Origin of the sequence: Ureibacillus chungkukjangi (assembly GCF_044795995.1) — a bacterium.
GTDB lineage: Bacteria > Bacillota > Bacilli > Bacillales_A > Planococcaceae > Ureibacillus > Ureibacillus chungkukjangi.
In genome coordinates this window covers 3,351,813-3,376,040 of the sequence record NZ_CP085009.1, presented here as the reverse complement: position 1 = coordinate 3,376,040, position 24,228 = coordinate 3,351,813, and the positions used below count along the sequence as shown (strand labels likewise).

The 24,228-nt window shown below is 35.6% G+C and carries 22 protein-coding genes and 1 riboswitch; of the genes, 11 read left to right on the top strand and 11 right to left on the bottom strand.

The genetic code is table 11. The features are described 5' to 3' along the window. Positions 1 to 28: 28 nt before the first annotated feature. Positions 29 to 1,735 (bottom strand): methyl-accepting chemotaxis protein, encoded by a 1,707-nt coding sequence (locus LG296_RS16775; RefSeq protein WP_107935301.1) that lies wholly within the window; start codon positions 1,733 to 1,735, stop codon positions 29 to 31. Positions 1,736 to 1,981: 246 nt separating this feature from the next. Between LG296_RS16775 and LG296_RS16770 the strand changes: the two genes are divergently transcribed. From LG296_RS16770 to LG296_RS16755, 4 genes are all read left to right on the top strand, one after another. Next, positions 1,982 to 3,076 carry a phosphatidylglycerol lysyltransferase domain-containing protein gene (locus tag LG296_RS16770; protein WP_107935300.1) on the top strand — a complete coding sequence of 365 codons (1,095 nt, stop codon included), beginning with the start codon at positions 1,982 to 1,984 and terminating at the stop codon, positions 3,074 to 3,076. A gap of 62 nt (positions 3,077 to 3,138) precedes the next feature. After that, a complete protein-coding gene (locus tag LG296_RS16765; protein ID WP_107935299.1) occupies positions 3,139 to 3,531 on the top strand; it encodes a GtrA family protein in 393 nt (130 codons plus the stop codon). 60 nt (positions 3,532 to 3,591) lie between these two features. Then, positions 3,592 to 5,277: a methyl-accepting chemotaxis protein gene (locus LG296_RS16760; protein ID WP_235867647.1), complete on the top strand. Its 1,686-nt coding sequence runs from the start codon at positions 3,592 to 3,594 to the stop codon at positions 5,275 to 5,277. Positions 5,278 to 5,641: 364 nt separating this feature from the next. After that, positions 5,642 to 7,066 carry a sodium:alanine symporter family protein gene (locus tag LG296_RS16755; RefSeq protein ID WP_107935297.1) on the top strand — a complete coding sequence of 475 codons (1,425 nt, stop codon included), beginning with the start codon at positions 5,642 to 5,644 and terminating at the stop codon, positions 7,064 to 7,066. 66 nt (positions 7,067 to 7,132) lie between these two features. On the opposite strand, the gene LG296_RS16750 is transcribed toward LG296_RS16755, so the two are convergent. Both LG296_RS16750 and LG296_RS16745 read right to left on the bottom strand, forming a co-directional pair. Then, positions 7,133 to 8,302: an aminotransferase gene (locus LG296_RS16750; RefSeq protein ID WP_107935296.1), complete on the bottom strand. Its 1,170-nt coding sequence runs from the start codon at positions 8,300 to 8,302 to the stop codon at positions 7,133 to 7,135. After that, entirely contained in the window at positions 8,302 to 8,802 is a 501-nt protein-coding gene (locus LG296_RS16745) for an Lrp/AsnC family transcriptional regulator (RefSeq protein ID WP_107935295.1), read from the bottom strand. Before LG296_RS16745 ends, LG296_RS16750 begins: the two co-directional genes overlap by 1 nt. Positions 8,803 to 9,072: 270 nt before the next feature. Between LG296_RS16745 and LG296_RS16740 the strand changes: the two genes are divergently transcribed. After that, positions 9,073 to 9,594: a DUF1456 family protein gene (locus LG296_RS16740; protein WP_107935294.1), complete on the top strand. Its 522-nt coding sequence runs from the start codon at positions 9,073 to 9,075 to the stop codon at positions 9,592 to 9,594. 62 nt (positions 9,595 to 9,656) lie between these two features. On the opposite strand, the gene sstT is transcribed toward LG296_RS16740, so the two are convergent. From sstT to LG296_RS16720, 4 genes are all read right to left on the bottom strand, one after another. Continuing rightward, positions 9,657 to 10,868, bottom strand: a complete 1,212-nt coding sequence (gene sstT, locus LG296_RS16735) for a serine/threonine transporter SstT (RefSeq protein ID WP_107935293.1) — start codon at positions 10,866 to 10,868, stop codon at positions 9,657 to 9,659. Between the two features lie 448 nt (positions 10,869 to 11,316). After that, on the bottom strand, positions 11,317 to 12,558 hold the full coding sequence (locus tag LG296_RS16730; protein ID WP_107935292.1) for an aminopeptidase: 1,242 nt from the start codon (positions 12,556 to 12,558) through the stop codon (positions 11,317 to 11,319). A gap of 120 nt (positions 12,559 to 12,678) precedes the next feature. Then, entirely contained in the window at positions 12,679 to 13,215 is a 537-nt protein-coding gene (locus LG296_RS16725) for a ribonuclease H-like YkuK family protein (RefSeq protein WP_107935291.1), read from the bottom strand. 261 nt (positions 13,216 to 13,476) lie between these two features. Beyond that, positions 13,477 to 14,526 (bottom strand): tartrate dehydrogenase, encoded by a 1,050-nt coding sequence (locus LG296_RS16720; RefSeq protein ID WP_107935290.1) that lies wholly within the window; start codon positions 14,524 to 14,526, stop codon positions 13,477 to 13,479. Positions 14,527 to 14,642: 116 nt separating this feature from the next. Here LG296_RS16720 and LG296_RS16715 point away from each other — a divergent pair, with 116 nt between their 5' ends. Further along, positions 14,643 to 14,888: a hypothetical protein gene (locus LG296_RS16715; protein WP_107935289.1), complete on the top strand. Its 246-nt coding sequence runs from the start codon at positions 14,643 to 14,645 to the stop codon at positions 14,886 to 14,888. Positions 14,889 to 15,054: 166 nt separating this feature from the next. Further along, positions 15,055 to 16,062 carry a 2-hydroxyacid dehydrogenase gene (locus LG296_RS16710; RefSeq protein ID WP_107935288.1) on the top strand — a complete coding sequence of 336 codons (1,008 nt, stop codon included), beginning with the start codon at positions 15,055 to 15,057 and terminating at the stop codon, positions 16,060 to 16,062. Positions 16,063 to 16,139: 77 nt separating this feature from the next. On the opposite strand, the gene LG296_RS16705 is transcribed toward LG296_RS16710, so the two are convergent. Then, positions 16,140 to 16,280 carry a hypothetical protein gene (locus LG296_RS16705; protein ID WP_181418051.1) on the bottom strand — a complete coding sequence of 47 codons (141 nt, stop codon included), beginning with the start codon at positions 16,278 to 16,280 and terminating at the stop codon, positions 16,140 to 16,142. Between the two features lie 140 nt (positions 16,281 to 16,420). Here LG296_RS16705 and LG296_RS16700 point away from each other — a divergent pair, with 140 nt between their 5' ends. Continuing rightward, complete coding sequence (locus LG296_RS16700) at positions 16,421 to 17,614, top strand: PLP-dependent aminotransferase family protein (protein ID WP_107935287.1); 1,194 nt, start codon at positions 16,421 to 16,423, stop codon at positions 17,612 to 17,614. Between the two features lie 158 nt (positions 17,615 to 17,772). Here the strand turns inward: LG296_RS16700 and dapA are convergent, their stop codons facing one another. Then, positions 17,773 to 18,657, bottom strand: coding sequence for a 4-hydroxy-tetrahydrodipicolinate synthase (gene dapA / locus LG296_RS16695; protein WP_107935286.1), 885 nt, complete (start codon positions 18,655 to 18,657; stop codon positions 17,773 to 17,775). Positions 18,658 to 18,857: 200 nt separating this feature from the next. After that, a riboswitch (Lysine riboswitch) is annotated at positions 18,858 to 19,038 on the bottom strand. 293 nt (positions 19,039 to 19,331) lie between these two features. Between dapA and LG296_RS16690 the strand changes: the two genes are divergently transcribed. Both LG296_RS16690 and LG296_RS16685 read left to right on the top strand, forming a co-directional pair. Further along, the gene (locus LG296_RS16690) at positions 19,332 to 19,538 is read left to right on the top strand and encodes an alpha/beta-type small acid-soluble spore protein (RefSeq protein WP_107935285.1); all 207 of its coding nucleotides are present in this window, start codon (positions 19,332 to 19,334) and stop codon (positions 19,536 to 19,538) included. 216 nt (positions 19,539 to 19,754) lie between these two features. Further along, positions 19,755 to 22,097, top strand: coding sequence for a bifunctional 2',3'-cyclic-nucleotide 2'-phosphodiesterase/3'-nucleotidase (locus LG296_RS16685; RefSeq protein ID WP_107935284.1), 2,343 nt, complete (start codon positions 19,755 to 19,757; stop codon positions 22,095 to 22,097). Between the two features lie 56 nt (positions 22,098 to 22,153). On the opposite strand, the gene LG296_RS16680 is transcribed toward LG296_RS16685, so the two are convergent. Continuing rightward, positions 22,154 to 22,489, bottom strand: a complete 336-nt coding sequence (locus LG296_RS16680) for a hypothetical protein (protein WP_107935283.1) — start codon at positions 22,487 to 22,489, stop codon at positions 22,154 to 22,156. 108 nt (positions 22,490 to 22,597) lie between these two features. Next, on the bottom strand, positions 22,598 to 22,879 hold the full coding sequence (locus LG296_RS16675; protein WP_107935282.1) for a hypothetical protein: 282 nt from the start codon (positions 22,877 to 22,879) through the stop codon (positions 22,598 to 22,600). Between the two features lie 147 nt (positions 22,880 to 23,026). On the opposite strand from LG296_RS16675, the gene LG296_RS16670 reads away from it, so the two are divergent. After that, entirely contained in the window at positions 23,027 to 24,202 is a 1,176-nt protein-coding gene (locus LG296_RS16670) for a DHH family phosphoesterase (protein ID WP_107935281.1), read from the top strand. Positions 24,203 to 24,228 lie beyond the last annotated feature (26 nt).

Below are 24,228 nucleotides of genomic sequence, written 5' to 3'. Positions count from 1 at the left end.
TCCCTCCTACTCGATGTCTTACTAACTTCTAGATTTTAAATGTGTTCACAACGCTGCGTAAGTCTTCGGCCATTTTTGCAAGGGCGTGGGCAGAGGCTGTAATTTCCTGCATAGATGCAAGCTGTTCCTCAGCACCAGCTGCTACAGTTTGTGAATTTGAAGATGCTTCTTCAGCACTCTTTGAAACATTCAAGATTTTACTGCTCATTTCTTCAACAGAAGCTGCAATTTGCTCGGATGTAGCAGATACTTCTTCTGATTTTTTTGATACATCTGTAGCAGAAAGCAGGATTTTTCCGAAGGATTCCCCTGTTTCATTGATTAAATGAAGACCTGTCTCTACTTCTGATGTACATTGTTCCATTGAAGCAACAGCTTCCATTGTGCTGTTTTGAATATCTAAAATTAGGTGAGTAATCTGTTCAGCAGAACGTCTTGATTCTTCAGCAAGCTTTCTAACTTCTTCGGCTACAACAGCGAATCCTTTACCGTTTTCACCAGCTCGTGCTGCCTCGATTGCTGCATTTAAAGCTAATAAATTTGTTTGCTCTGAAATACCAGAGATAACCCCTACAATTTTCTCAATCTCAGATGAGCGACTGCCAAGATCCTTAATAACATTTGATGAAGCTAATACAGTACTATTGATAGATTTCATTTGCTCGATGGTTTTATTTAATGCTATATTTCCACGTTCTGATTCTTCAGTTGTTGCATTTGACTCTTCAGAAACTAGTGAAATGGAATTAGCGATATGGCTAATACTCATCGCTGTTTCTTGTGTAGAAATAGAAATTTCATCTGTATGCTTCACAGCACTTTCAGAACCAGCAGCTAAATAAGTACTAGCTTCTGCAATGTGTTGAGATGCATTACTAGTTTCTTCAGCACTTGCGATTAATTGCTCTGAAGAAGCTGCTACTTGGTCAGAAGATTCACGTACATTCATAATGAGCTGCTTTAATTGAGTAAGCATATCGTTAAATGAATGTGAAAGTGAACCAATTTCATCTTTAGATACATATGTACTCTGAACTGTTAAATCTCCTTGCGCTGCTTTGATCATTAGCTTTTCCATTTCTTGAGTTGGCTTAGAAATCGCTTGAGCAATAATCCAGCTGATCCCTACATATAAAGCTAGTGCTATCGCGATAACTACTAGTAATAGGATATTTGATGCTTGGATTTCTTTTTCGTTTTCATCGTTAACTAATTTAGCATCGTTACTATTTATATCAATAATCTTAGTATAATTATCATCTAAATCATTGAAAATCGGAGCGACCTTTGCTACATAAAGTGCATAACCTTCAGCATTTTGATTTTTATTGGCTAAATCAAGCAGTTCATCTTTATATTTATTGAATTCAGTAATTAATACTTCGATTGATGTCAATATTTCAAGCTCTTCAGGATTATCTGTTTGATAAGACGCTCTTAACTCTTTGTTAGCATCAAGTCTATCTCCAACTGCCGTTAGTAGCTCCTCGTTGCGATTTGCTTCTGTATTAATCATTAACTCAATTAATGCCAAACGTACATATTGTGAATTGTTTTTCATTTGAGTCACTGTCTCTATCGGCAGAAGTTTATTATCATACATATCCTCCAACGAATCGCCCATTTTTTTAAATTGGAAAAAGCTGATGCTGCCAATTAATAAAAGGCTAACTAATGTAACAACCAAAAGCATTGTAAACTTCTGGTTTAGTTTTAAATTTTTGATCCACTTCATGATGTTTTTCTCCTTTGTTGTTATTCATGGTTGATAGATTTTTATAAATCATCTTCATATGGTTATATCGATAAATAAATGTGATTGTTAATACTAGGACTTTAGTTTTTTTGTGACTAATATATTCCAATTATTAATGTTAATATTTTTAGAATTTATAGTTAAAAATTGCTATCTATCCATACAACTTACTATGTGATATTATCAGAAAAGATAATGTTGTTATATTAACAGGAGGAAATACCCATGGTTTCAATGAAAAGCCTCATTTCTATTTCTAACTCTCAAAAAAAGCTTATGAAGAGAGGTTTATCAGAAAATCAGGTACACGTTCAGTATGATGATTTGCTCACTTTTTTTAAAAAGAACGGGGGTAACCATGTATCACATTTAATCTTTTTAAAAGATAAAAAACAGTTTTGGACAAAAGACTTGAATGTGTTGATTGTGTATAAGAAAATTTTCGATAAATATGTAGTACTGGGCGATCCTTTAGGCACAGAATCGAATTTCCACAAGGCTATAAAAGAATTCAATGAGTTTTGTAAAAAAAACAGGGTAAAGCCGATTTACTATCAGGTAAATCCCCGTTATATGCAACTCTATCATGATGCGGGTTTTCGATTTATGAAGTTAGGTGAAGAAGCACTTATTGAGCTAAACTCTTTTTCTTTAGATGGGAAAAGGGGAGCAAAGCTACGAACTAGATTAAATAAATTTACCCGAAATGGCTTTACATTTAGGGTTCTACAACCACCACATTCTCCACAGCATATTTCCGATATAAAGAGCATTTCACAATGCTGGCTTGGAACTGAAAAGGAGAAGGGTTTTTCGGTGGTTTCTTTTTATGAGGATTATGTTTCCCGTTTCCCGATTGCACTAATGCAGGATCCACAAGGAAAAATTATCGCTTTTGCCACGTTACCAACAAATTATAAGCAGACGGTCACTATTGACTTAATGAGAAATTGTAAACAAAGTCCACATGGGACAATGGATGTTTTATTTACAAATATAATTCTATGGGCAAAAGAGTCAGGCTTCCATAAGTGCAGCTTGGGTATGGCGCCGTTAGCCAATGTAGGCAATTGCGAGGATTCATTTATTAGTGAAAAGTTACTTCAGTATGTCTATCGTTATGGAAATAAAAAATATAATTTTAAAGGCTTGAAGGAGTTTAAAGGTAAATTTGCAACAGATTGGGAGCCTAAATATCTTGCATATAAAAAATCTCTTTTACCCATTGTCTTTTTGCAATTAATTCTATTAATCAATCGAAATAAACGACAGCCTAATACTATCTTAAAAAAGAATATTGCTAGGAAGGTCTTTGATTGAAAGTTAAGATTCTACTAATAGATAGTAAGTCTGCATTTTAAAGGAGATTCGGAAGAGAAGTCATGATATTAAGCAAAACATTGTTTACAAAGTTTTTGAAATATAGCTTTGTCGGCTGTATATGTACATTAATTTATTTTATTTCAGTGTTTATTTTTATTGAAGGTCTGTATATGGATCCTGTAGTGAGTTCTGCACTTTCATTTATCATTATGACGATTGTATCGTTCTTTCTAAATGTTAAATATACATTTGGAAGCATCATTACTCGACAAAGAGCCCTTCGCTTTACGACTGTGTCAGCAATAGGGTTTCTTTTAAATTTTCTATTAATGTTTGTCATAGTTCATCTTTTCAATCTCCATTATGTCATAGGTGAATTAGTTACCATTCTGGTGATTCCTGTTGTGAACTTTATATTAAACAATTATTGGACCTTCCAATCACAAACCTGAACGTATTAAAGGCTAGATAGGAAATTTGAAAATCAAAATTAAATGATAAGGATGTATTATATGAAACTTAAGCTAGGTACTAAAATAAATATAATTGTTATTCTCGTTATCCTTTTACTATCAACTGTCATTGGACTTGTAGTAAATAATGAAGTGCGAGCCGGCATTAAGCAATTTGCCATTCAAAAAGCAGAGGGAGATTTAAAGTTATCCTTAAATTATATTGATAGTACATATCCAGGAGATTGGGAAATCAAAGATAACCAGTTATATAAAGGGGCTACTTTGATGAACGAAAATGCAGGTCTAGTAGACGCAATCGGAGCGGACACTGGTGATACTGTGACAATTTTCCAAGGAGATACACGTGTTGCAACAAACGTTATGAAGGACGGCGAACGTGTTCTTGGTACACAAATTTCACAAGAGGTTGCAGATATTGTTATTGGTAAAGGTGAGAATTATTTAGGTGAAGCAAATGTACAAGGAAATATTTATCAAGCAGCTTATATGCCGTTAAAAAATGCACAAGGTGATATTGTAGGGATACTATACGTAGGAGCAGCTCAGGATATTATCGATAGTATTATTTCAAAAGTACTTAGAGTTTTCTTGATCGTATTATTGATTATTATCGTTGTTTCCATTATTGGCGTATCATTCTTTACAAGAAAAATAAAGAATCGATTAAATCGACTTTCAACGGTTCTTCAATCGGCTGGTGAGGGTGACTTTACAGCAGTTATTGACGATAAAACTGGCGATGAATTAAGTGATTTAGCAGAAAACTTTAATGAAATGTCTCAAAACCTAAAAATGATGATTAATGAAGTGACTACTTCGTCTATCCAGCTTTCGAATGCAGCAGAAGAACTATTAGCAAGCTCTGAAGAAACAACCGCTGCAACGAATCAGGTGGCAGTTTCTATTACAGAGGTAGCCAAAAATGTTGAGGTGCAAGGGAAAAATACAGAGGAAAGTGCACAAGCCATCGATGAAATCACTATAGCCATTACAAGAATTGCAGATAATGCATCAAGTGTAGCAGAATCATCAATAGAGTCTACTAGCCATACGGAATTGGGCTATAAAAATGTACTGAATGTTATTGAACAAATGAAAACAATTTCTCAAGCTAATTCAGAAACAAATCAAGTGATACAAGAATTAGAGAGCAAATCAAAAGAAATCGGCAATATTATAGAAGTCATCACAAGTATCGCAGATCAAACAAATTTACTTGCACTAAATGCAGCAATTGAGTCGGCTCGTGCAGGTGAACATGGAAAAGGCTTTGCAGTAGTAGCTGATGAAGTACGTAAGCTTGCGGAACAATCGAGAACCTCCGCAAATCAGATTTCGGAAATCATTAAAACAATTCAAAATGAGACGGAAAATGCAGTTCAAATGATGCACGAAGCAAACCAAGAGGTAACAAACGGAGTGAATTTAGCTGAAGAAACGGGTAAAACCTTCAATGTTATTAAAACTTCTATCGGAGATTCTACTTTGCAAACACAGGAGCTTTCAGCAATCTCCGAAGAGTTATCAGCAAGTGTTCAGCAAGTAAATGCTTCAATAGAGGAGGTTGCACAGTTAGCAAAGGTAACCTCAGATAATGCAGGTCAAATTGCAGCAGTAACAGAAGAACAGCTTGCTGCAACAGAGGAAGTAACAAATGCAGCTGCTTCTTTATCTAAACTAGCGGAAAACCTTCGTGAATTAGTAAACAAATTTAAAATTTAAGGATCTAAATTTTCAAGCGCTGCTAAATCCCTTTATGGTAGAGCAGCGCTTGATTCTTTTGTTTTATATGGTTTTATTATAGAAATATTAATAAAATTTTGATATTTTACTTCTGTAATATTATACTGTTATAATTTGAAAGTGTTTGAATACTTATATTTTCTCGTATTCGTACAATCATTCTAAAAGTTAAACCCTTATTTATAGTGAAAATAGTCTCTTTTTTTAAGAATAGTAGGAAAGCGCATGAATAGTATTTTTAGAATGAAGAATTATGTGGAAAAAATTAAGCGCTTAATTGAATATGAAATAGTTAACTCGAAAGTACTCAAATTAGTAGAAAATAAATGAAGGAGGAAGGATTATGAATTTGTTTGAAAGTATATTAGGAACAGTAAATACATATTTGTATTCTTACGTATTAATTGTTTTACTTGTAGGAATCGGACTATTTTTTACGTTTAAAACGAAATTAATACAATTTAGATTAATCCCTGAAATGTTCAAGCTACTTACTGAAAAATCACCAAAAGATAAATCAGGGAAGAAGAAAGGGATCTCTTCATTCCAAGCATTTACAATTTCGGCAGCATCTCGTATCGGGACTGGTAATATTGCTGGGGTTGCTACAGCCATTGCGCTAGGAGGACCAGGTGCTGTATTTTGGATGTGGATGATTGCCTTAATTGGTGGAGCTTCAGCATTAATTGAAAGTACATTAGCTCAGGTGTATAAAGTCAAAGATTCTAGCACAGGCATGTACCGTGGTGGTCCTGCTTATTATATGGAAAAAGGATTAAATAAGAGATGGATGGGTGTGCTTTTTGCAGTAGTAATTACGTTAACTTATGGTTTTGTATTTAACGCTGTACAAGCAAACACAATTACTATTGCATTTGAAGAAAGCTTTGGTACAAATCGTGTTGTAGTTGGTATTATCATCTCAATCTTAACAGCCATTATTGTTTTTGGTGGATTAAAGCGTATTGTCAGCGTTACTCAAGTAATCGTACCGGTTATGGCGATTGCTTATATTGCTGTTGCATTAGTTGTTGTAGTATTAAATATTACAGAATTACCAGGTATGTTTGCCTTAATTTTCAAATCTGCCTTTGGATTTGAAGAAGCATTTGCAGGGATGATTGGGGCAGCAATTATGAATGGGATTAAACGTGGTTTATTCTCAAATGAGGCTGGTATGGGGTCTGCACCGAACGCGGCAGCTACAGCAGAAGTGTCTCACCCGGTTAAACAGGGGTTAATTCAAACATTAGGTGTGTTTATTGATACATTAATCGTTTGTACTTCAACTGCAGCTATCGTTCTATTGAGTGATGTATATCTTCAATCGGATGCAGCTTCTATTAATTTAACACAAGCTTCTTTAGTTTCTAATTTAGGAGAATGGGCTGGAATTTTCTTAGCTATTGCTATTTTCTTATTTGCTTACAGTACGGTTATTGGAAACTACTTCTATGGTGAGACGAATATTGGGTTTATCAAAGATTCTAAAACAAGCTTACTAATTTTCCGTATTTTAGCTGTAGGTTTTGTTATGTTTGGTTCAGTTGCGAAAGTTCAAGTTGTTTGGGATTTAGCAGACCTTTTCATGGCCATAATGGCGATCATTAACTTACTGGCAATCTTAATGCTTTGGAAAGTGGCAAAACCAGTTATCCAGGACTATATTGCTCAACGTAACCAAGGCAAAGACCCAGTCTTCTACAAGAAAAATGTTCCGAATATCGGTGATGTTGAATGTTGGGAAGACGAAGAAGAAAAACGATAATATAAATAAAAAACGAATTCCTGATATTTTGGGAATTCGTTTTTTTATATTGATAACTAAGAGGCTCTAAAGTGAATCAATAAACCGTTTTATTCGTTTAACTGCTTCCTGTAGCTGCTCTAGTGAGGAGGCGTAGGAGCAGCGGATGTGACCTTCGCCGCTTTCCCCGAATACGTCCCCTGGAACAACGGCTACGCCTTCTTGCAATAATAGCTTTTCGGCAAATTCCTGAGAAGTTAGCCCAGTTGATTGGATAGATGGGAAGGCATAGAAAGCTCCACCAGGCTTATGACACTCTAATCCTATTTCGTTAAAGGACTGTACAATATAATTTCTGCGTCGACGGTAGCTTTTTACCATTTCTTCTACATCTGCTCGACCGTGCTTCAGAGCTTCAATGGCAGCATATTGTGACATTGTAGAAGCACACATTAAACCATATTGGTGAACCTTCAGCATTGCATTTGAAATCTCAACAGGAGCACAAACAAATCCTAGACGCCAGCCTGTCATGGCGAAGCCTTTTGAGAATCCAGAAACTAAAATTGTTCTTTCAAGCATTCCATCAATGGCTGCCATACTTGTATATTCTTCATCATAGGCTAGCTCTGCATAAATTTCATCGGCAATTACTAATAAATCGTATTTATTAGCTAAGTCTGCTAGCCCCTGTAATTCACTTCTACTTAACATTGTACCGGTAGGATTATTTGGTGAGCATAGCATAATAGCTTTTGTTTTTTCTGTAATAACTGCTTCGATTTGATCAGGTAAAATTTTAAAATCATGTTCTTTTAATGCTTGGACTTGAACAGCCACACCACCAGCTAATTCGACCATAGGTACATAAGATACGAAGCATGGTTCCACAACTATGACTTCATCGCCCGGGTCTAAAATTGTTCTTAATGCAATATCGATAGCAGAGCTTGCACCAACAGTTACAATAATCTCATCAGCAGGGGAATAGGCTACATTAAATTGACTTTTCATATAATAGGCAATTTCTTCGCGTAACTCTAATAATCCTGCATTCGGTGTGTAGGAGGTATATCCCTGTTCAAGGGAAGTGATTGCCGCTTCACGGATATGCCAGGGAGTTACAAAATCAGGTTCCCCAACCCCTAAAGAGATTACACCTTCCATTCCCGCTGCTAAATCGAAAAAGCGACGAATTCCTGATGGCTTTAAATCATGTACCAATTTCGATACATACGTACGTTTTGTTGATTCCATTAAGGTGACACCACAATTCTTTTGTCTTTGTTATCTGGTTCGAAAATGATTCCATCATGCTTATACTTCTTCAAAATGAAGTGAGTCGTTGTTGAGATAACAGAATCTAAGGTAGAGAGCTTTTGAGATACAAAGTTTGCCACCTCATTCATGGATTTCCCTTCCACAATAATCGATAGATCATATGTACCCGACATTAAGTACACAGAATTTACTTCGTCAAAACGATAAATTCTTTCAGCAATTTCATCAAAGCCAACCCCACGCTTTGGTGTCACCTTTACATCAATCATTGCTCTTACACCAGGGTGCTCTTCAACCTTTGTCCAATCCACAATGGAAATATAGCGAACGATGACTTTATTTTCCTCTAGTTTTTTTATGGACTCCGTTGTTTCTTCAAGACTTAAGCCCACCATTTTAGCGATATCCTCAGTTGCGATTCGGGCATCTTTTTCTAGAATTTCTACGATTTCTAGTTCCTTTTCATTTAGTCTCATTAAAAGACCTCCATATGCTATTAAATATTTTTTATTATAGCAAAATTCCGACGAGAGTATAGTATGTAAGCGGATTTTGCTATACTTGCTTTAATTGTCAAAGAAAGCGAGAACATTTATGTTTTAATGTACAGGAAGTATTGAAATAAGTAACATCAGTAAGTAAGATTAGCGGTAGTCAATAATAGTGTTTAATGGATGGAAAGTCCTCGATGTGATAAATTAAGGAATACATAAATTTTTCGCTTTAGAAAGTAAAAGGAGAGCAATATGACAAATAATGATTTACTAATTCGATTACGTTATGCACTTGATATTAAAAATACAGACATGGTCGAAATATTTAAACTGGGCGGTATGGAACTTTCGAAAGAAGAAGTGCTTAAAATTTTAACTAAGCCACAATTTGATGAAGATGGTGAGATTGACTTAAGTAACCCTAACTTTATGCTTTGTGATTATGAAAAGCTTGAAGCATTTTTAAACGGGTTTATAACATTTAAGCGTGGAAAACAAGAGCAAAAACCAAATCAGACAAAAGCACCTGAGCCAACAGGGAAACGGGATGCAGCAAACAATCTTTTCATTAAGAGAGTAAAGGTTGCACTAAGTTTAACGACTGAGGACATGATCACAATCTTCTATGATGCAAGGTTAAATGTGTCAAAAGGAGAAATCGGGGCAATCTTACGTAAAGCAGATCATCGTAACTATAAAGAGTGTGGAGATAATTTTACGCGTAACTTTATAAAAGGGCTGACAATGCGATATCGCGAATCAGAACAACAGTAATAGAAAAAGGAGCTATTTCACATGAGTGTGAAACGGCTCCTTTTCCTATTCTAATTATTTGATTATCCTTTTGAGCGTTTATTTGCAATATCTGCTGTTGCTGTAAATAATACGTCAGATGAAGAGTTAAGGGCAGTTTCACAAGAGTCTTGTAATACACCGATGATGAAACCGACAGCAACCACTTGCATAGCGATATCATTTGAAATACCGAATAAGCTACAAGCAAGGGGGATAAGTAACAATGAACCACCTGCTACACCAGAAGCGCCAGATGCAGATACAGCTGATAAAACCATTAAAATAATCGCTGTCCAAATATCTACTTCAATACCAAGAGTGTGTGCAGCCGCAAGTGTTAATACAGAGATTGTCACAGCAGCACCTGCCATATTGATTGTTGCTCCTAATGGAATGGAAACCGAATAAGTATCTTCATCTAAATCTAATTTTTCACATAACGCCATATTTACCGGAATGTTGGCAGCAGAGCTACGTGTGAAGAATGCTGTTAATCCACTTTCTTTTAAAGTTCTAAGTACTAATGGATATGGATTTTGACGAGTAAAGATAAATGAAATCAACGGATTAACCACTAATGCGACAAATAACATACAGCCAAGTAGTAATATTAAAAGCTGACCGTATTCAGTTAAGGATTTTAACCCATTTGTTGAAATAGCATCAAACACTAGACCCATAATCCCGAATGGAGCTAATTCGATAACCCATTTCACAATATTAGTAATTGCGTCAGAAAAGTTGGCAATCATTGTTTTTGTACTATCAGCGCTCTTTTTCAATGCGAATCCAAGTAAAAGCGCCCAAGCTAAAATCCCTAAATAATTTGCATTCATTAAGGCATGAATTGGATTGTCCACAATGTTAAAAAGTAAAGTTTGCAGCACCTGTAAAATTCCCTCAGGAGGAGCGACCTCATTAGTACTAGTTGTCAAAGTTAAAGTAACGGGGAATAAGAAGCTCGCAACAACGCCAACTATTCCAGCTAAAAATGTCCCAATTGCATATAGAGCAATAATAGTTTTCATATTCGTTTTTTTACCACTTTTGTGGCTTGAGATTGCATTCATGACTAAAACCAAAACTAAAATAGGAGCCACTGCCTTTAATGCTCCAACAAATAATGAACCGAAAATTGATACCCAGCTAGTTGCCTCTGGAATGGTAAGGGCTAATAAAACACCAATAATAATACCAAGTAAAATTCGTCTAACGAGGCTAATTTGTTGCCACTTATGTACAATGTTTTTCATGATGACCCTCCGAGGTGATAGTAAATTATTTTATTAGAGTGTACAGATGTATCTCCGTAGTGGACACTGTTAGAACAAAGTGTAACATAGTTTTGTAGATTAAGAAACATGAAATTACTAGAAAATTTAAAAGTGACGAATGAAGGGTGTGTTGAGACTCTGTTTTAATAATGAATTTTAGTTAAAACCGAACATTTTATTTTAATTTTTAATTAAAATTCGTGTTTTTGTGGATTGTCATAGTTTCTGTATAACGGACTAAATGATGAGATGTAATAGATACGATTCAATCCTTAGAGAGTTGGAAAGGGAATAATGCCTATTTCGATTTAAATCGCAAAAATAAAACATTTCTCGGGAAATATATCGACACCTTCCTACAAATTCGTATAAAAAAGCGCCGAATGATGACCATTCAGCGCCTTTTAAAGCTTATATTAATAATGTATTAGATTGCCCAGTCGCCATTACGGAAGATTGGAACAATAGTACCGTCTTCTTTGATGCCATCGATATCCATGTTAGCTGAACCAATCATGAAGTCTACGTGAACTGTTGAAGTATTCATACCGTTTGCACGTAATTCCTCAGGGCTCATTTTTGTTCCGCCTTCAATTGTAGTTGGGTAAGCAGAACCAATTGCTAAGTGATTTGATGCATTTTCGTCGAATAAAGTGTTGAAGAATGTGATACCAGATTGTGAAATAGGTGATGGATCTGGAACAAGTGCTACTTCACCTAAGCCAGTACCACCTTCGTTATCAAAGACTAATTTTTTGATTGCTTCGTCGCCTTTTTCAGCTGAGATTTCAGTAATCTTACCGTCTTTGAAGTGTACTTCAATCCCTTCGATTAAAGTACCTGCATAGCTAAGCGGTTTCGTGCTTCGAACAACACCGTCCATACGGCGTGTGTCAGGAGCAGTGAACACTTCTTCTGTAGGCATGTTAGCAATAAACTCATCACCCTTTGGATTGTAGCTTTCTGCACAAGCCCAAATATGGTTTTTAGGTAAACCTAAAGTTAAATCTGTACCAGGAGCAGTATAGTGAATTGCATCGAACTGGATTTCATTTAACTTATTGGCTTTTTCGTTTAAGATTTGTTTGTGCTCATCCCAAGCAGCAATTGGATCTTCTTCATACACTCGGCAAGCTTTAAAGATTTGATCCCATAATGCATCAACCTGTTCTTCGCTTGTAGCAAGGTTATGGAATACTTTTGCTGCCCAGCCTGCTCCAGCTGCAGCTGCAACTGTCCATTTTAAATCATCATTTTGTGTTGCTTTACGCTGTGCATGGAATACTTTACCTGCAATGTTTTGGTAAGCAGCAATTTTTGCAGGGTCTGCTTCATTTAGTAAGCCAGGGTCACTCGATACAATTGAAAGTCTGCTCACATGATGATTTAAAACATGATCTTCAGACTCATCGATTTCATATTGAGGAATGTCTGTTAAAACTTCAGTTGGTTGGTTTAGATAGTGCAATTTCGTAATTTCATCATCAGACCATTTAATGATGACTTTTTCGGCACCTAATGCATAAGCTTCCTTTGTCACTAAACGTGCAAGAGGGGCTTGATCAACCGTGATAGTCATTTTAACCCAGTCACCAGGCTGAACATTGATGCCCTTTGCAGCTAATAACTTCGCGTATTTTTGTAGATTTTCCTCAAAATTTGCTAACATATTTAATTCCCCCAATATTATTCTTTCAATCTTAATATTATCACAATAGAATGAAAACTTAATAACTATGTGTCTAATATTATGAAAAATGCATCACAGGTGATTTAGTCTTTTCTACACTTATTTAGTAAACCGATTTGCGTAGCTGCTGGCTACAAATGAGTCTGGTTTTATTTTAGGCTTCAATCCGATTGTATTTATGCGTGACATCATTTCTTTTACAAAAATACTCGTTTTGTTTCTTTTTCCTGAGCCTATATCAATATGGCCTTCGATTGAAAGACTTGCTCCTTTATAGATGTTAGGAAGTACAATGTCTATTAAACTGTCTTTTTTCTCATCGGTGAAAAGGGCTACTACTTCTTCTGTTAAGGTAGTTTCATAAGAGATTCGTTCATAGAGGTTGGTCATTCTTCTTGGAATAGTGACTTTTCGGAAGCATGCCCAAACACCTTTTCTTTCTTGTTGGATGACGATGCCTGTTATAAATCTTGTTTCTCGACTAAACACTTGCGAATCGGTCCCAAACATTAATTTGAAATTTCCGGTGGGATCTTTCTCCATAAACTGTTCAATATTACGAAAAACCCTTTCAAAAGACATGTGTTTATGACTTAAATTTTGAAAGGTAATATCAGATACATAATCCTTTATCATTCTTCCTACCTTTCTCTTCTTAGTCGATTACTATAGCTTATTCATGTGAATGAAAAAATAAGAGTAATTTCTTAAAGCAAAAAAGGAAATTCAGCTTTAGTGGCTCGATTGATCCGGATGACTGTGGAGATGAAATAAAGGTGAATTTTTTTTATTGCGAGAGGTGTAATCACAAAATACGCATGAATGCCATTGAAACTTTAAAAGATAATTAAATTTAAAGCCCAAAAATCACAATTGGATTTTTGGGCTTCTACATTTTTATAGAGATTGTAAAATTGAATTTTTCACTTCAGTAAGGGAAGACGCTCCACCTAAGTCACCGGTTTTCACACCAGCTACTAAAGATTGTTCGATTGCATTTAGTATGCGAGCTCCTGCTTCTTGATGTCCCAGGAAGTCGAGCATCATTTTACCAGTCCAAACTTGGCCAATTGGGTTGGCAATGCCTTTACCTGCAATGTCTGGTGCTGAACCATGAACCGGTTCGAACATTGATGGATATTCCCGCTCGATATTTAAATTGGCAGCAGGGGCAATACCGATACTTCCCATAATTGCACCGCCTAAATCAGTTAGGATATCACCAAATAAATTCGAAGCAACAATTACATCAAATGCTTGTGGCTTCATGACAAAAAATGCAGCTAAAGCATCGATATGGTTTACTGCCGTATCGATATCAGGATAATTTTCTTTCACTTCATTAAAGACTTCATCCCAAAATGGCATAGAGTATGTTAGCCCATTTGATTTCGTTGCACTTGTTACATGCTGACGAGAATTTTTCGCTAGTTCAAATGCGTAATGCATTGCTCGCTCAGTTCCTTTTCGAGTAAAAACAGCATTTTGAATAGCGATTTCATCTGCTCCACTATGCATCCGGCCGCCACTATCAGAATACTCGCCCTCTGAATTTTCACGAACTACTGTAATGTCGAAGTTCTCAGGATTTTTTAAAGGTGATTCAAGTCCAGCTAAAAGCTTAGCCGGTCGAACATTGATGGACTGCTTCAAGCCACGGCGTATTTTAATCAATAATCCCCAAAGTGAAATGTGATCAGGGACAAGCTCAGGCATTCCTACTGCACCTAAAAAGATTTGATCGAATTGCTTTAATGTTTCAAGCCCATCCTCAGGCATCATTTCCCCATGCTCTAGATAGTAATCACAGCCCCATGGGAAGTAAGTCCATTCAAATTGGAAGCTCCCATCAAGCCTTGCAACTTCATCAAGCACTTCTATGGCTGCTGGTACCACTTCTTTGCCTATGCCGTCTCCAGCTATAACCGCAATTTTATAAGTTTGCATTGTTAACTCTCAATCCCTTCACATTAAACTATTCTCCTAAAATATAGCATAAATACTTGGGAAAAGTAGGGGGACAATAGTATAAGCTGGTAAATTAAGAGGGAGGAATGGTATTGATGGCAATGTGTCCTTTATGTAATTCACTAAAAGTGCTAGAGGTTGATTGTCCCAAGTGTAATACTCGCTTAGATGATTCAGGGAAGGTATCGGACTATTTAGATCCTTATGGTCACTATAACGATGAAGAAACCGTTAAAATGGGAGACGGTTATCCGAATACAGCCAAAGATCAAATTTGTCCTCATCTAATGGTTTGCAACCAATGTGGATATGATGTAGTAAAGTTTATTCAGGAAGAATAGGGACGCGGTTCTATTATGTTAGAACCGAGTCTTTTTCTAGGGTAAGTAAGTTTAGTCATATAATTACTAGGGCATAGACCGTTAAATTGATTCACTTGAGGAAAAGTAATAAAATAGTAGAATATAGAAAATTCGTAAAACTTTACTTGTGATGGGGGGTAATTTAATGAAAGTATTAGTAATTGGAAATGAGGATAGATATAAAAAGTATATGCCCAATAATGAAATTATTAAAAAGGCTGAAATTTTCTATTTTCCAATTGGCACAAGTGATGAAGAACTAATCGAAAAGGGAAGAGATTCCGAAATTATATTAGCAGATGCTATTGCACAAGTCAGTAAAACCCTCATTGAAAATTTACCAGATTTGCGCCTTATCCATTCTGAAGGTGTTGGCTATAACGCTATTGATATTCAAACGGCGAAGGAACGCGGTATTTATGTTTGTAATAATAAAGGAGTTAACTCAGGGGCGGTTGCAGAACAGACAATTCTACTGATGCTGGGATTATTAAGGAATGTTGCTTCTGGAGACCGAAGTGTACGTGAGGGTAAACAATTGCAAACAAAGGAAAAAGCTATGATTGAAGGTATTACAGAAATTGCTGATTGTAAAGTTGGTCTAATTGGCTTTGGAGATATTGCAAAGGCAGTAGCGAAAAGGTTAGCTTCCTTTGAGAGTAATCTTTACTATTACAGTCGAACACGTTTTGCCAAAGAAGTGGAAGATCAACATCAGGTTACCTACTTAGAGCTTGAAGAGCTAATAAGTACATGCGATATCATTAGCATCCATGTGCCTGTAACAGAAGAAACAACAGCTATGGTTAACCAGGAATTTTTGAAAAAGATGAAGAAAACGGCCTTTCTTGTTAATACAGCAAGAGGAGAAATTGTAGATAATGAAGCAATGAAAGAAGCATTAATCCAAGGTGAAATTCAAGGTGCCGGCTTTGATACGGTTTATCCAGAACCGACCACTAAGGTCAACCCTTTAGTTAATCTTCCAGCTGATACAGAAAATAAGGTTTTATTTTCTCCTCATATTGGCGGTATTTCGACTAGTACGTTCTTCAGAGCACATGAAAATATTTGGTCTAATGTTGAAGCGGTTATGAATGAGCAAAGACCCAATTATGTTGTAAATGGAGTTTTGAAGATTAAACGAAATTAAATAAGCAACACATAAAAAAAGGACTCTTCACAAAAGAGACCCTTAAGAAAAAGCATTTCTTCTATTTTTAGATTTAACTATTTCTTTTTTTTCTTTTGTGAAGCATTTTTCTGTGCAGCTGCAGCAGCATTTACATCTTGCTCTACTGCAATCTCTTCGAGGTTATTCGCTTTTTTGTCTTTTTTGCCTTTCTTAAGGGGCTTATTTCGCTTTGCCATAAGTTATCACCTCCGATTCTATTCTGCACTAATCAATTAGAGAATAGACGCGATGAATTAAAAAAGAGAAAAAATTTTTAGGTTATAATGAGTAGGATGAAAGTATTGATTTATAAGGGATTTTTGAAAGGAGATTTACAATGTATAAGTTCGCAAACCGTATGGGGGAAGTATCTTCAAGTGCAGTCCGAGAAATTTTTAAGGCAATGGCAGATCCAGAGATGATTTCATTTGGTGGGGGAAGTCCTGCAAATGAATCTTTCCCAATCGATGAAATTAAAGGGATTACCGACAAATTACTATCAGAAAACGGACACCAAATTCTACAATACGGAATTACTGAGGGCTGGAAACCTCTAAAAGAGGCCTATCTAAAACATATTGTTCACCCAAAAGGAATAAAGGGGACAGTTGAGAATGTAATTGTGACTACTGGTGCCTCTCAAGGAATCCATTTGTTAGCAGATGCTTTTCTTGAGCCAGGGGATGTAGTGCTAGTAGAGTCACCTACATTTTTAGGGGTATTTTCTACATTCAATAAGTACTTTGTAAAATCAGTGCCTGTTGAAATGGATGAGCATGGTTTAGTAATGGAAGATTTAGAAGCAAAGATAAAAGAACATAATCCAAAGATGATTTACACGATTCCTACTTTCCAAAATCCAACAGGTCGCACTTTACCTTTAGAGCGTCGTAAAAAAGTTGCGGAATTAGCTTCACAATTTAATGTGATTGTTTTAGAGGACGACCCTTATTGTGATCTGAGATATTCAGGAGAAGTGTTACCGGCTATTAAGACGTTCGACCAAACAGGTCACGTTGTACTGTTAAATAGCTTTGCTAAAATCATTTCTCCAGGATTACGTGTGGGGACAGTATTAGCAGAGGCAGAAATCATTCAAAAGCTAACTGTAGCAAAACAAGGTGCAGATACACATACTGCAACTTTAACGCAGGCCATTTGTGCAGAATTCCTTGAGCAAGGTCTATTACCAGACCATTTGAAAAAAATAAATGCAATGTATGCTGAAAAATTACATACAATGATTACGAGTATTGAAAAGTACTTCCCAGAAGGAACGAAATTCACAAAGCCAGAAGGTGGGCTATTTATATGGGTAGAGCTCCCAGGTGAACCGGATGTGCTCGCCTTATTTGAAAGAGCTACATCAGAATCCAAAGTCGCCTTTGTTCCAGGAATTCACTTCTGTAAAAATCCAGATGACGGTATCAAGCACCTACGCTTAAACTTCTCATCCAGTACTCCTGAAAAAATTGAAGAAGGTATTAAAAAGCTAGGGGAGTTATTTACAAAGGATTTTGAGGAAAGATAACCCAAAGAGGTTTTTAGTACTGCCAATATCAAACCAGACAAAGAAAGCATTGAGTTATTCTTTGTCTGGTTTTTGCTATATATTAAGGAAATTTTGTAGTAATCAAATTGAATTTGTCATGAAAAAACAGGATTATTAAGGATCCTGTTTAAAATATATTACATATTCACTTCTTCGAAAGAATTTAATATTGCTTGTAATGAAGCTAATTCTTCGTTGTTTAATGGAATCATTGGTAAACGTACGCCACCGACTTGAATCCCGTTAGAATTTAATGCTGCTTTTACTGAAGTTGGGTTTGGTGTTGCAAATAGAGCTTTCATGATTGGTAACAGTTTACGGTGGTCACTTGCAGCTCCAGCTAAGTTGCCATTTTGGAATTTTTGAATCATCTGTTGCATTTCATTTCCGATAATGTGTGCCGCTACAGATATTACACCAGTACCACCAATCGATAGGGTAGGTAAAGTTAAGCCGTCATCACCACTATATAAAGAAAAGTTTTCTGGTGTTTTCTCAATTATTTCAGCCATCGCATCCAGATTACCACTTGCTTCTTTAATCGCTACAATATTATGAATAGCTGATAGTCTAATTACCGTTTCAGGAGTTAAATTTACAGCACTACGGCCAGGAATATTATAAAGTACAATTGGCAAAGATGTGCTTGCAGCAATTGCTTTAAAATGCTGGTACATTCCTTCCTGTGAAGGCTTGTTGTAGTATGGTGTTACTAGCATGATGCCATCAACACCTGCATTTTCTGCTTGTTTTGTTAAAATAATTGAATCTCTCGTATTATAAGAGCCAGTGCCTGCAATAATAGGTACTCGACCGTCTACTACCTTTACTGTAAATCTAAATAGATCAAGTTTTTCTTGTTCACTTAAAGTAGGAGATTCTCCTGTTGTACCCGAGACAACTAGTCCATCACTACCATTAGCGATTAAATAGTTAATTAAGTTTTTTGTAGCATTCCAATCAATTTCACCGGACGCATCAAATGGCGTCACCATAGCAGTTAAAATTTTTCCGAAATTCATTACTTCTCCACATCCTTTTATTTTTTAGCAGAAAAGAAAGACATAAGCTTCTTTTCTCCTTTTGAGGCAACTAATGTTTTCGAAATTTCGATAACCATTAGCTTTCTAAGAAAATAGAGGGAGAAGGGCGTTAAGATAAGTAAACGCAAAAAAGCAACAACGAGGGTTCGTTGTTGCGAAGAAATAAAGTTCATTTCCTTGCGTAAGATAGCCCTCCATATAGAAATCTATATGACAGTTCTGCATTTCTTCAATAACAGAACCAGCTCGTGAGATAATGAGATTCTCAAAAGCTTCGGCAAATTCCCCTTTCCACAATCGTCTTTGGATCTCATAATCCTCTTACTGTGTACTGATGGTTTTTGCTCCTCTATCCTTACTTCAAAAGTTCTTGAAATAAGTGATTATTTAATTAATTAACATGATACGCTTTTATTAAACCAAATGCAATACATTTTGTGTAAGTTTTTAGAATTTTTAGCTTATACTACTTTCTGAATCCAATAAAATAAAGTATGTAGAAAGCAGTTTTTCATTATATAGAGTAAAGGAATCAAAGCTATTTTCTTTTTGTTATTTTAATACAAGGGAAAATGATACTATGTAGGAATGTTTAGCAACGTATTTAAGGACACCTCCTAGACCATTCTAAATTTACGAAGGAGGTGAGAGATATGGCTTCTGAAAGAAGTTCAAACAAATTACTCTTCCCGGGTGCTGAGGCAGCAATGAATCAAATGAAATTTGAAATTGCTCAAGAGTTTGGTGTAAACCTTGGACCAGAAGATGCTGCACGTGCCAATGGATCAGTTGGCGGTGAGATTACAAAACGCCTTGTTCAAATGGCGGAAGCACAATTAAAAGGACGTTCAGGTCAATAAAATTAAAATAAATCAATACAAGTGACTGAGGGCTGATACAAAAATTATTTTTTGTGTCAGCCTTTAAATTTATACATATTTAAATGGAGAATATATTAAATATATGTAAAAAAACTCCCTTTTTTCAAAAAAATATAAAAATTGCTATATTTATATTTTGTTTTTTGATAAAATTCTATTGATTTAGAATTTTGTTAATTAGGAGATGAGTTTTTAATGTGGAAGAAAGTTTCCGCCTCTGCTTTAGCCTTATCACTTGCAGTCTCAGGATTTGCAAATGTAAAGGAAGTAGACGCAGCAAAAGTTGATCAAGTAACAAGAGGAGAATACGTAAAAGCTGTAATTGATTCAATGGGAATTGAATTAGGAACAGGAAAAACAGTGAAATTTAATGATGTTCCTGCATCATTAAAACCTTACGTTGAAAAAGCAATTGAATTAAAACTCATCGATGGAAAAACAGCAAAAAGATTCGCGCCAAATGCAAACATCACTCGTGAAGAAGCAGTTGTCGGTCTAGTAACGGTTATAAAAGATAACAAAACATACTCAGAGGATATCTTAAAGCAGTACAAAGATATCAATTCTGCTAAAAAAGAAAACCTTGATGAGCTAGCAAAAGCTGTTTCATTAGGCTTATTAAGTGGGTACACAGACAAAACCCTAAAGCTTAAAAATGTATTAGCAGATAGACATTTAGATTTAATCCTGGAGCGGTTCTTAAAAGAATATAAAACAACTGCATCATTACGGATTTTAGGTACATCAGATATTCATACAAACATTATGAATTATGACTATTACAAAGATACAGAGTCTAATAGTTTAGGACTTGTAAAAGTAGCAACACTAATTAAAAAAGCTCGTGAAGAAAACAGTAATTCATTATTATTCGATAATGGGGATGCGATTCAAGGTACTCCACTTGGGTCTTATAAACAAGCTGTAGACAAACTTGTAGAAGGTGAAGATCATCCTTCTGTAGCAGCGATGGAGTATTTAGATTATGATGCAGCAACACTAGGAAACCATGAATTTAACTATGGTTTAGATTTCTTTGATGAAGTTGAAGATGATGCTGACTTCCCATATGTAAATGCAAACATTCGAAATGCATCAAGCGGCGAATTTATGTATACTCCATTTGTCATTATTGAAAAAGAAGTAGTAGATTCAAAGGGGAATACTTCAACTGTTAAAGTTGGGGTAACAGGAATTGTACCTCCACAAATTTTAAATTGGGACAAGTCTCATTTAGAAGGGAAAGTAACTGTTGATGATTCTGTACAAGCAGTAGAGAAGCTTATTCCTGAAATGCAAAAAGACGGAGCAGATGTTATTGTTGTTCTTTCGCATTCGGGCTTAGGTGACGCGACACATACTGTTGGTGAAGAGGATATATCTTACCTTCTAACAAAGGTTGAAGGTGTAGATGCGATAATTTCTGGACATGCTCACGGAGTATTCCCAGGTTCAGTTGACGCTTCTTTAACAAATGTTGATATTGAAAAAGGTACTATGAATGGTGTGCCTATCATTATGCCTGGTAAATACGGAAGCCACTTAGGTGTTATTGACCTAACTCTAGAGCAAAAAGGTGAAGAGTGGGACGTAGTAACTGGTACAGGAGAAGTACGTGCAATCGCTAAAGACTCTTCGGATGTAGATGCAGGTTTAGCAGCTGCTGTAAAAGAAGCACATGAAGGAACAATTGAATATGTTCGTCAACCAGTAGGAAAAACAAGTGCAGATATTCATAGTTATTTCTCACAAGTATTAGATGATCCTTCAATTCAAATTGTAACGAATGCACAAACTATTTATGTAGAAAATAAAATTAAAGGTACTGAATTTGATAGCCATCCAGTTCTTTCTGCGGGAGCACCATTTAAAGCAGGTACACGCAGCGACCCTGAGTACTATACGTATGTACCAACGGGTGAATTGGCTATCAAAAACGTAGCTGACCTTTACCTATACGATAATACATTAGCAATTCTGAAAGTAACTGGAGCTGATGTTAAAGAGTGGTTAGAAATGTCAGCAGGTCAATTTAACCAAATCGATGCAAGCAGTTCTAAAGAACAACAATTAATCAATACCGATTTCCGTTCATATAACTATGACGTTATTGATGGAGTTACTTATGAAATTGACGTAACAAAACCAGCTAAATACGATCCGAACGGTAATTTAGTAAATGAAGGTTCATCACGTATTGTAAATTTACAATATAACGGTCAACCAATTGATTTAAAACAAGAATTCATTGTAGCAACAAACAACTATCGTGCAAACGGTACATTCCCTGGGGTGCGTAATGCATCTTATGTAGAAGTATATCCAGATGAGAATCGTCAAGCGATTATCGATTATATTATTGCTAACGAAACAATCGATCCATCGGCAGATAATAACTGGAAATTTGCTGCACTTCCAACAACTGCAAATGTTGTTTTCGAATCATCGAAAAAGGCTGTAAACTCAATTCCAGAAGGAAGCACTATTAAATATTTAGGTGATGGTACTGATGGATTTGGTAAGTATTCAATTAATTAATCATTATTTTCTTCAATGCTCCACATAAGGGAAACCTGTGTGGAGTTTTCTTTTGTTTAAGGTTGACGTCCTTTTAAGTCTTCGATTTCTTTCATTAAATATTGAATTTGTTTTTCTAATTCATTAATTCTATCATCGTTAGCACTAGTACCGGTTCCCTGTGGTTCGTCATCAATGATGATATCTCGTTGGAACTTCTGTAGGGCTAGAAAGGAAGCTGCTGTGGACATAATCCCGCCAACAGTCTGAATCACTCCAGCTAGTGTGCTGAGCTTAGCAATGAATTCTTCCTCACTCATGACTGAATTAGCATTGTCCACATTAGTTTGCAGTTGATATTGAGATTGAATTTGATTTCGATTTTGACCTTGGCTTTGATTTCTGTTTACCATGCTATGCTCCTCCTTTCCCCTCAGCTCCTCATTGTATAGTATGAAAAAAATGAAAAAGGGTAAGTGACAGTTGGTAAACAAATCAATTTTTCATTTAATATTAATTTTCTACTTATGTAAAATAAATGAAATGGCAGTTGTACATAAGGATTTAATGCTTGAAAAGAGTGTTTTGAAAATAAAAGAAACACTTTTAGCTAAAAATAAGCGAATAGGTTTATAGACAGTTGCGATAACCATTAGTAATAATAGGTAAAAATATATCGACGTTACATTGGGCTGAATTGAAATAGAATCTAATAATGCAACTACAATGGAAAAACAAAAAATGCCTAGAAGAATTACCTGTGTAATTTTAGTTTCCTTTATACGTGTTTGAGGTTTACTCATTGGTGTCATCCCTTTAGTTGAAATTTGAACAATATAATTTTTTACCTAAAGATAGAAATATATACTCTATAAAAATTTAAGAGAGGAAGATTTTGAAAGGACTTAATTTATTCAATAAAAACCATACTACCGCTTGAGGTGAAAGAAATGTACAAACTATTAACCCATAATGATTTAGATGGAGTAGGCTGTGGTATTTTAGCTAAACTAGCATTTGGACCGGATGTTAAAGTTCGCTATAATTCCGTTGCTTCCTTGAATCGAGAAATTGAATTTTTTCTTGAAAATGATTCAACTGAAACATATTTATTTATAACGGACCTATCGCCAAATGAGGAAAATGTAAATAGATTAAATGAATATTACGAAAAACATGGGAATATCCAATTGATTGATCACCATAAATCAGCATTGCACTTAGATGATTGTAAGTGGGGCTATGTAGTAGTAGAAGATACTTTAGGAAATTTAACTTCTGCTACCTCATTGTTTTATGAGTATTTGGTCTCCATGAACTTTTTGGAGGCAAATACGGCGTTATCGGAATTTGTTGAGCTGGTAAGGCAATATGATACTTGGGAATGGGAGAAGAACGAGAATCAAAAAGCTCATTCACTAAACTCGCTTTTTTACTTAGTTTCTATAGATGACTTTGAAGAAACAATGATTGAACGTCTCTCATCAGCTGAGCACTTTGATTTTGATGCGTTTGAAAAAAGATTGCTGAATATGGAAGAAGATAAAATTGAACGATATATTCGTCGAAAGAAAAGAGAAATTGTCCAAGCAAAAGTTAGAAATCATTATGCTGGTGTTGTTTATGCAGAATCGTATCATTCCGAGCTAGGAAATGAATTAGGAAAAGAATATGCTCATCTAGATTATATAGTGATACTCAATATGGGAGGAAAAAGAATCTCCTACAGGACAATCCACGACCATGTAGACGTATCTGAAATTGCGGGACATTATGGTGGGGGAGGGCATCAGAAGGCATCGGGCAGTATATTAACTGACGAAGCCTATAAACACTATGTTCTAGATACTTTTCCTCTTGAATCGATACAGGAGGATGCTAAAAGAAATCGCTACAACGTAAAGAATTCTACTTTTGGTTCCCTATATAAAAATCGAAAAAATGATATTTTATTTATTTTCCCTAAAAAAGAGCTGTGGATTGTCGAAAAGAATAATACAGAAGTAAAGCAAAGCTTTTCCAATTTTGAAGCAGCCGAGTCATTTGTTAAGCGGAATTTTGAAGCGGCGTTAGTAAAAGATGACTTATTTGTTGATTATCTAATTCAAGAAGTAAAGAAAAAATAATGGCTTGAACCTGAAGGAAGGAGATT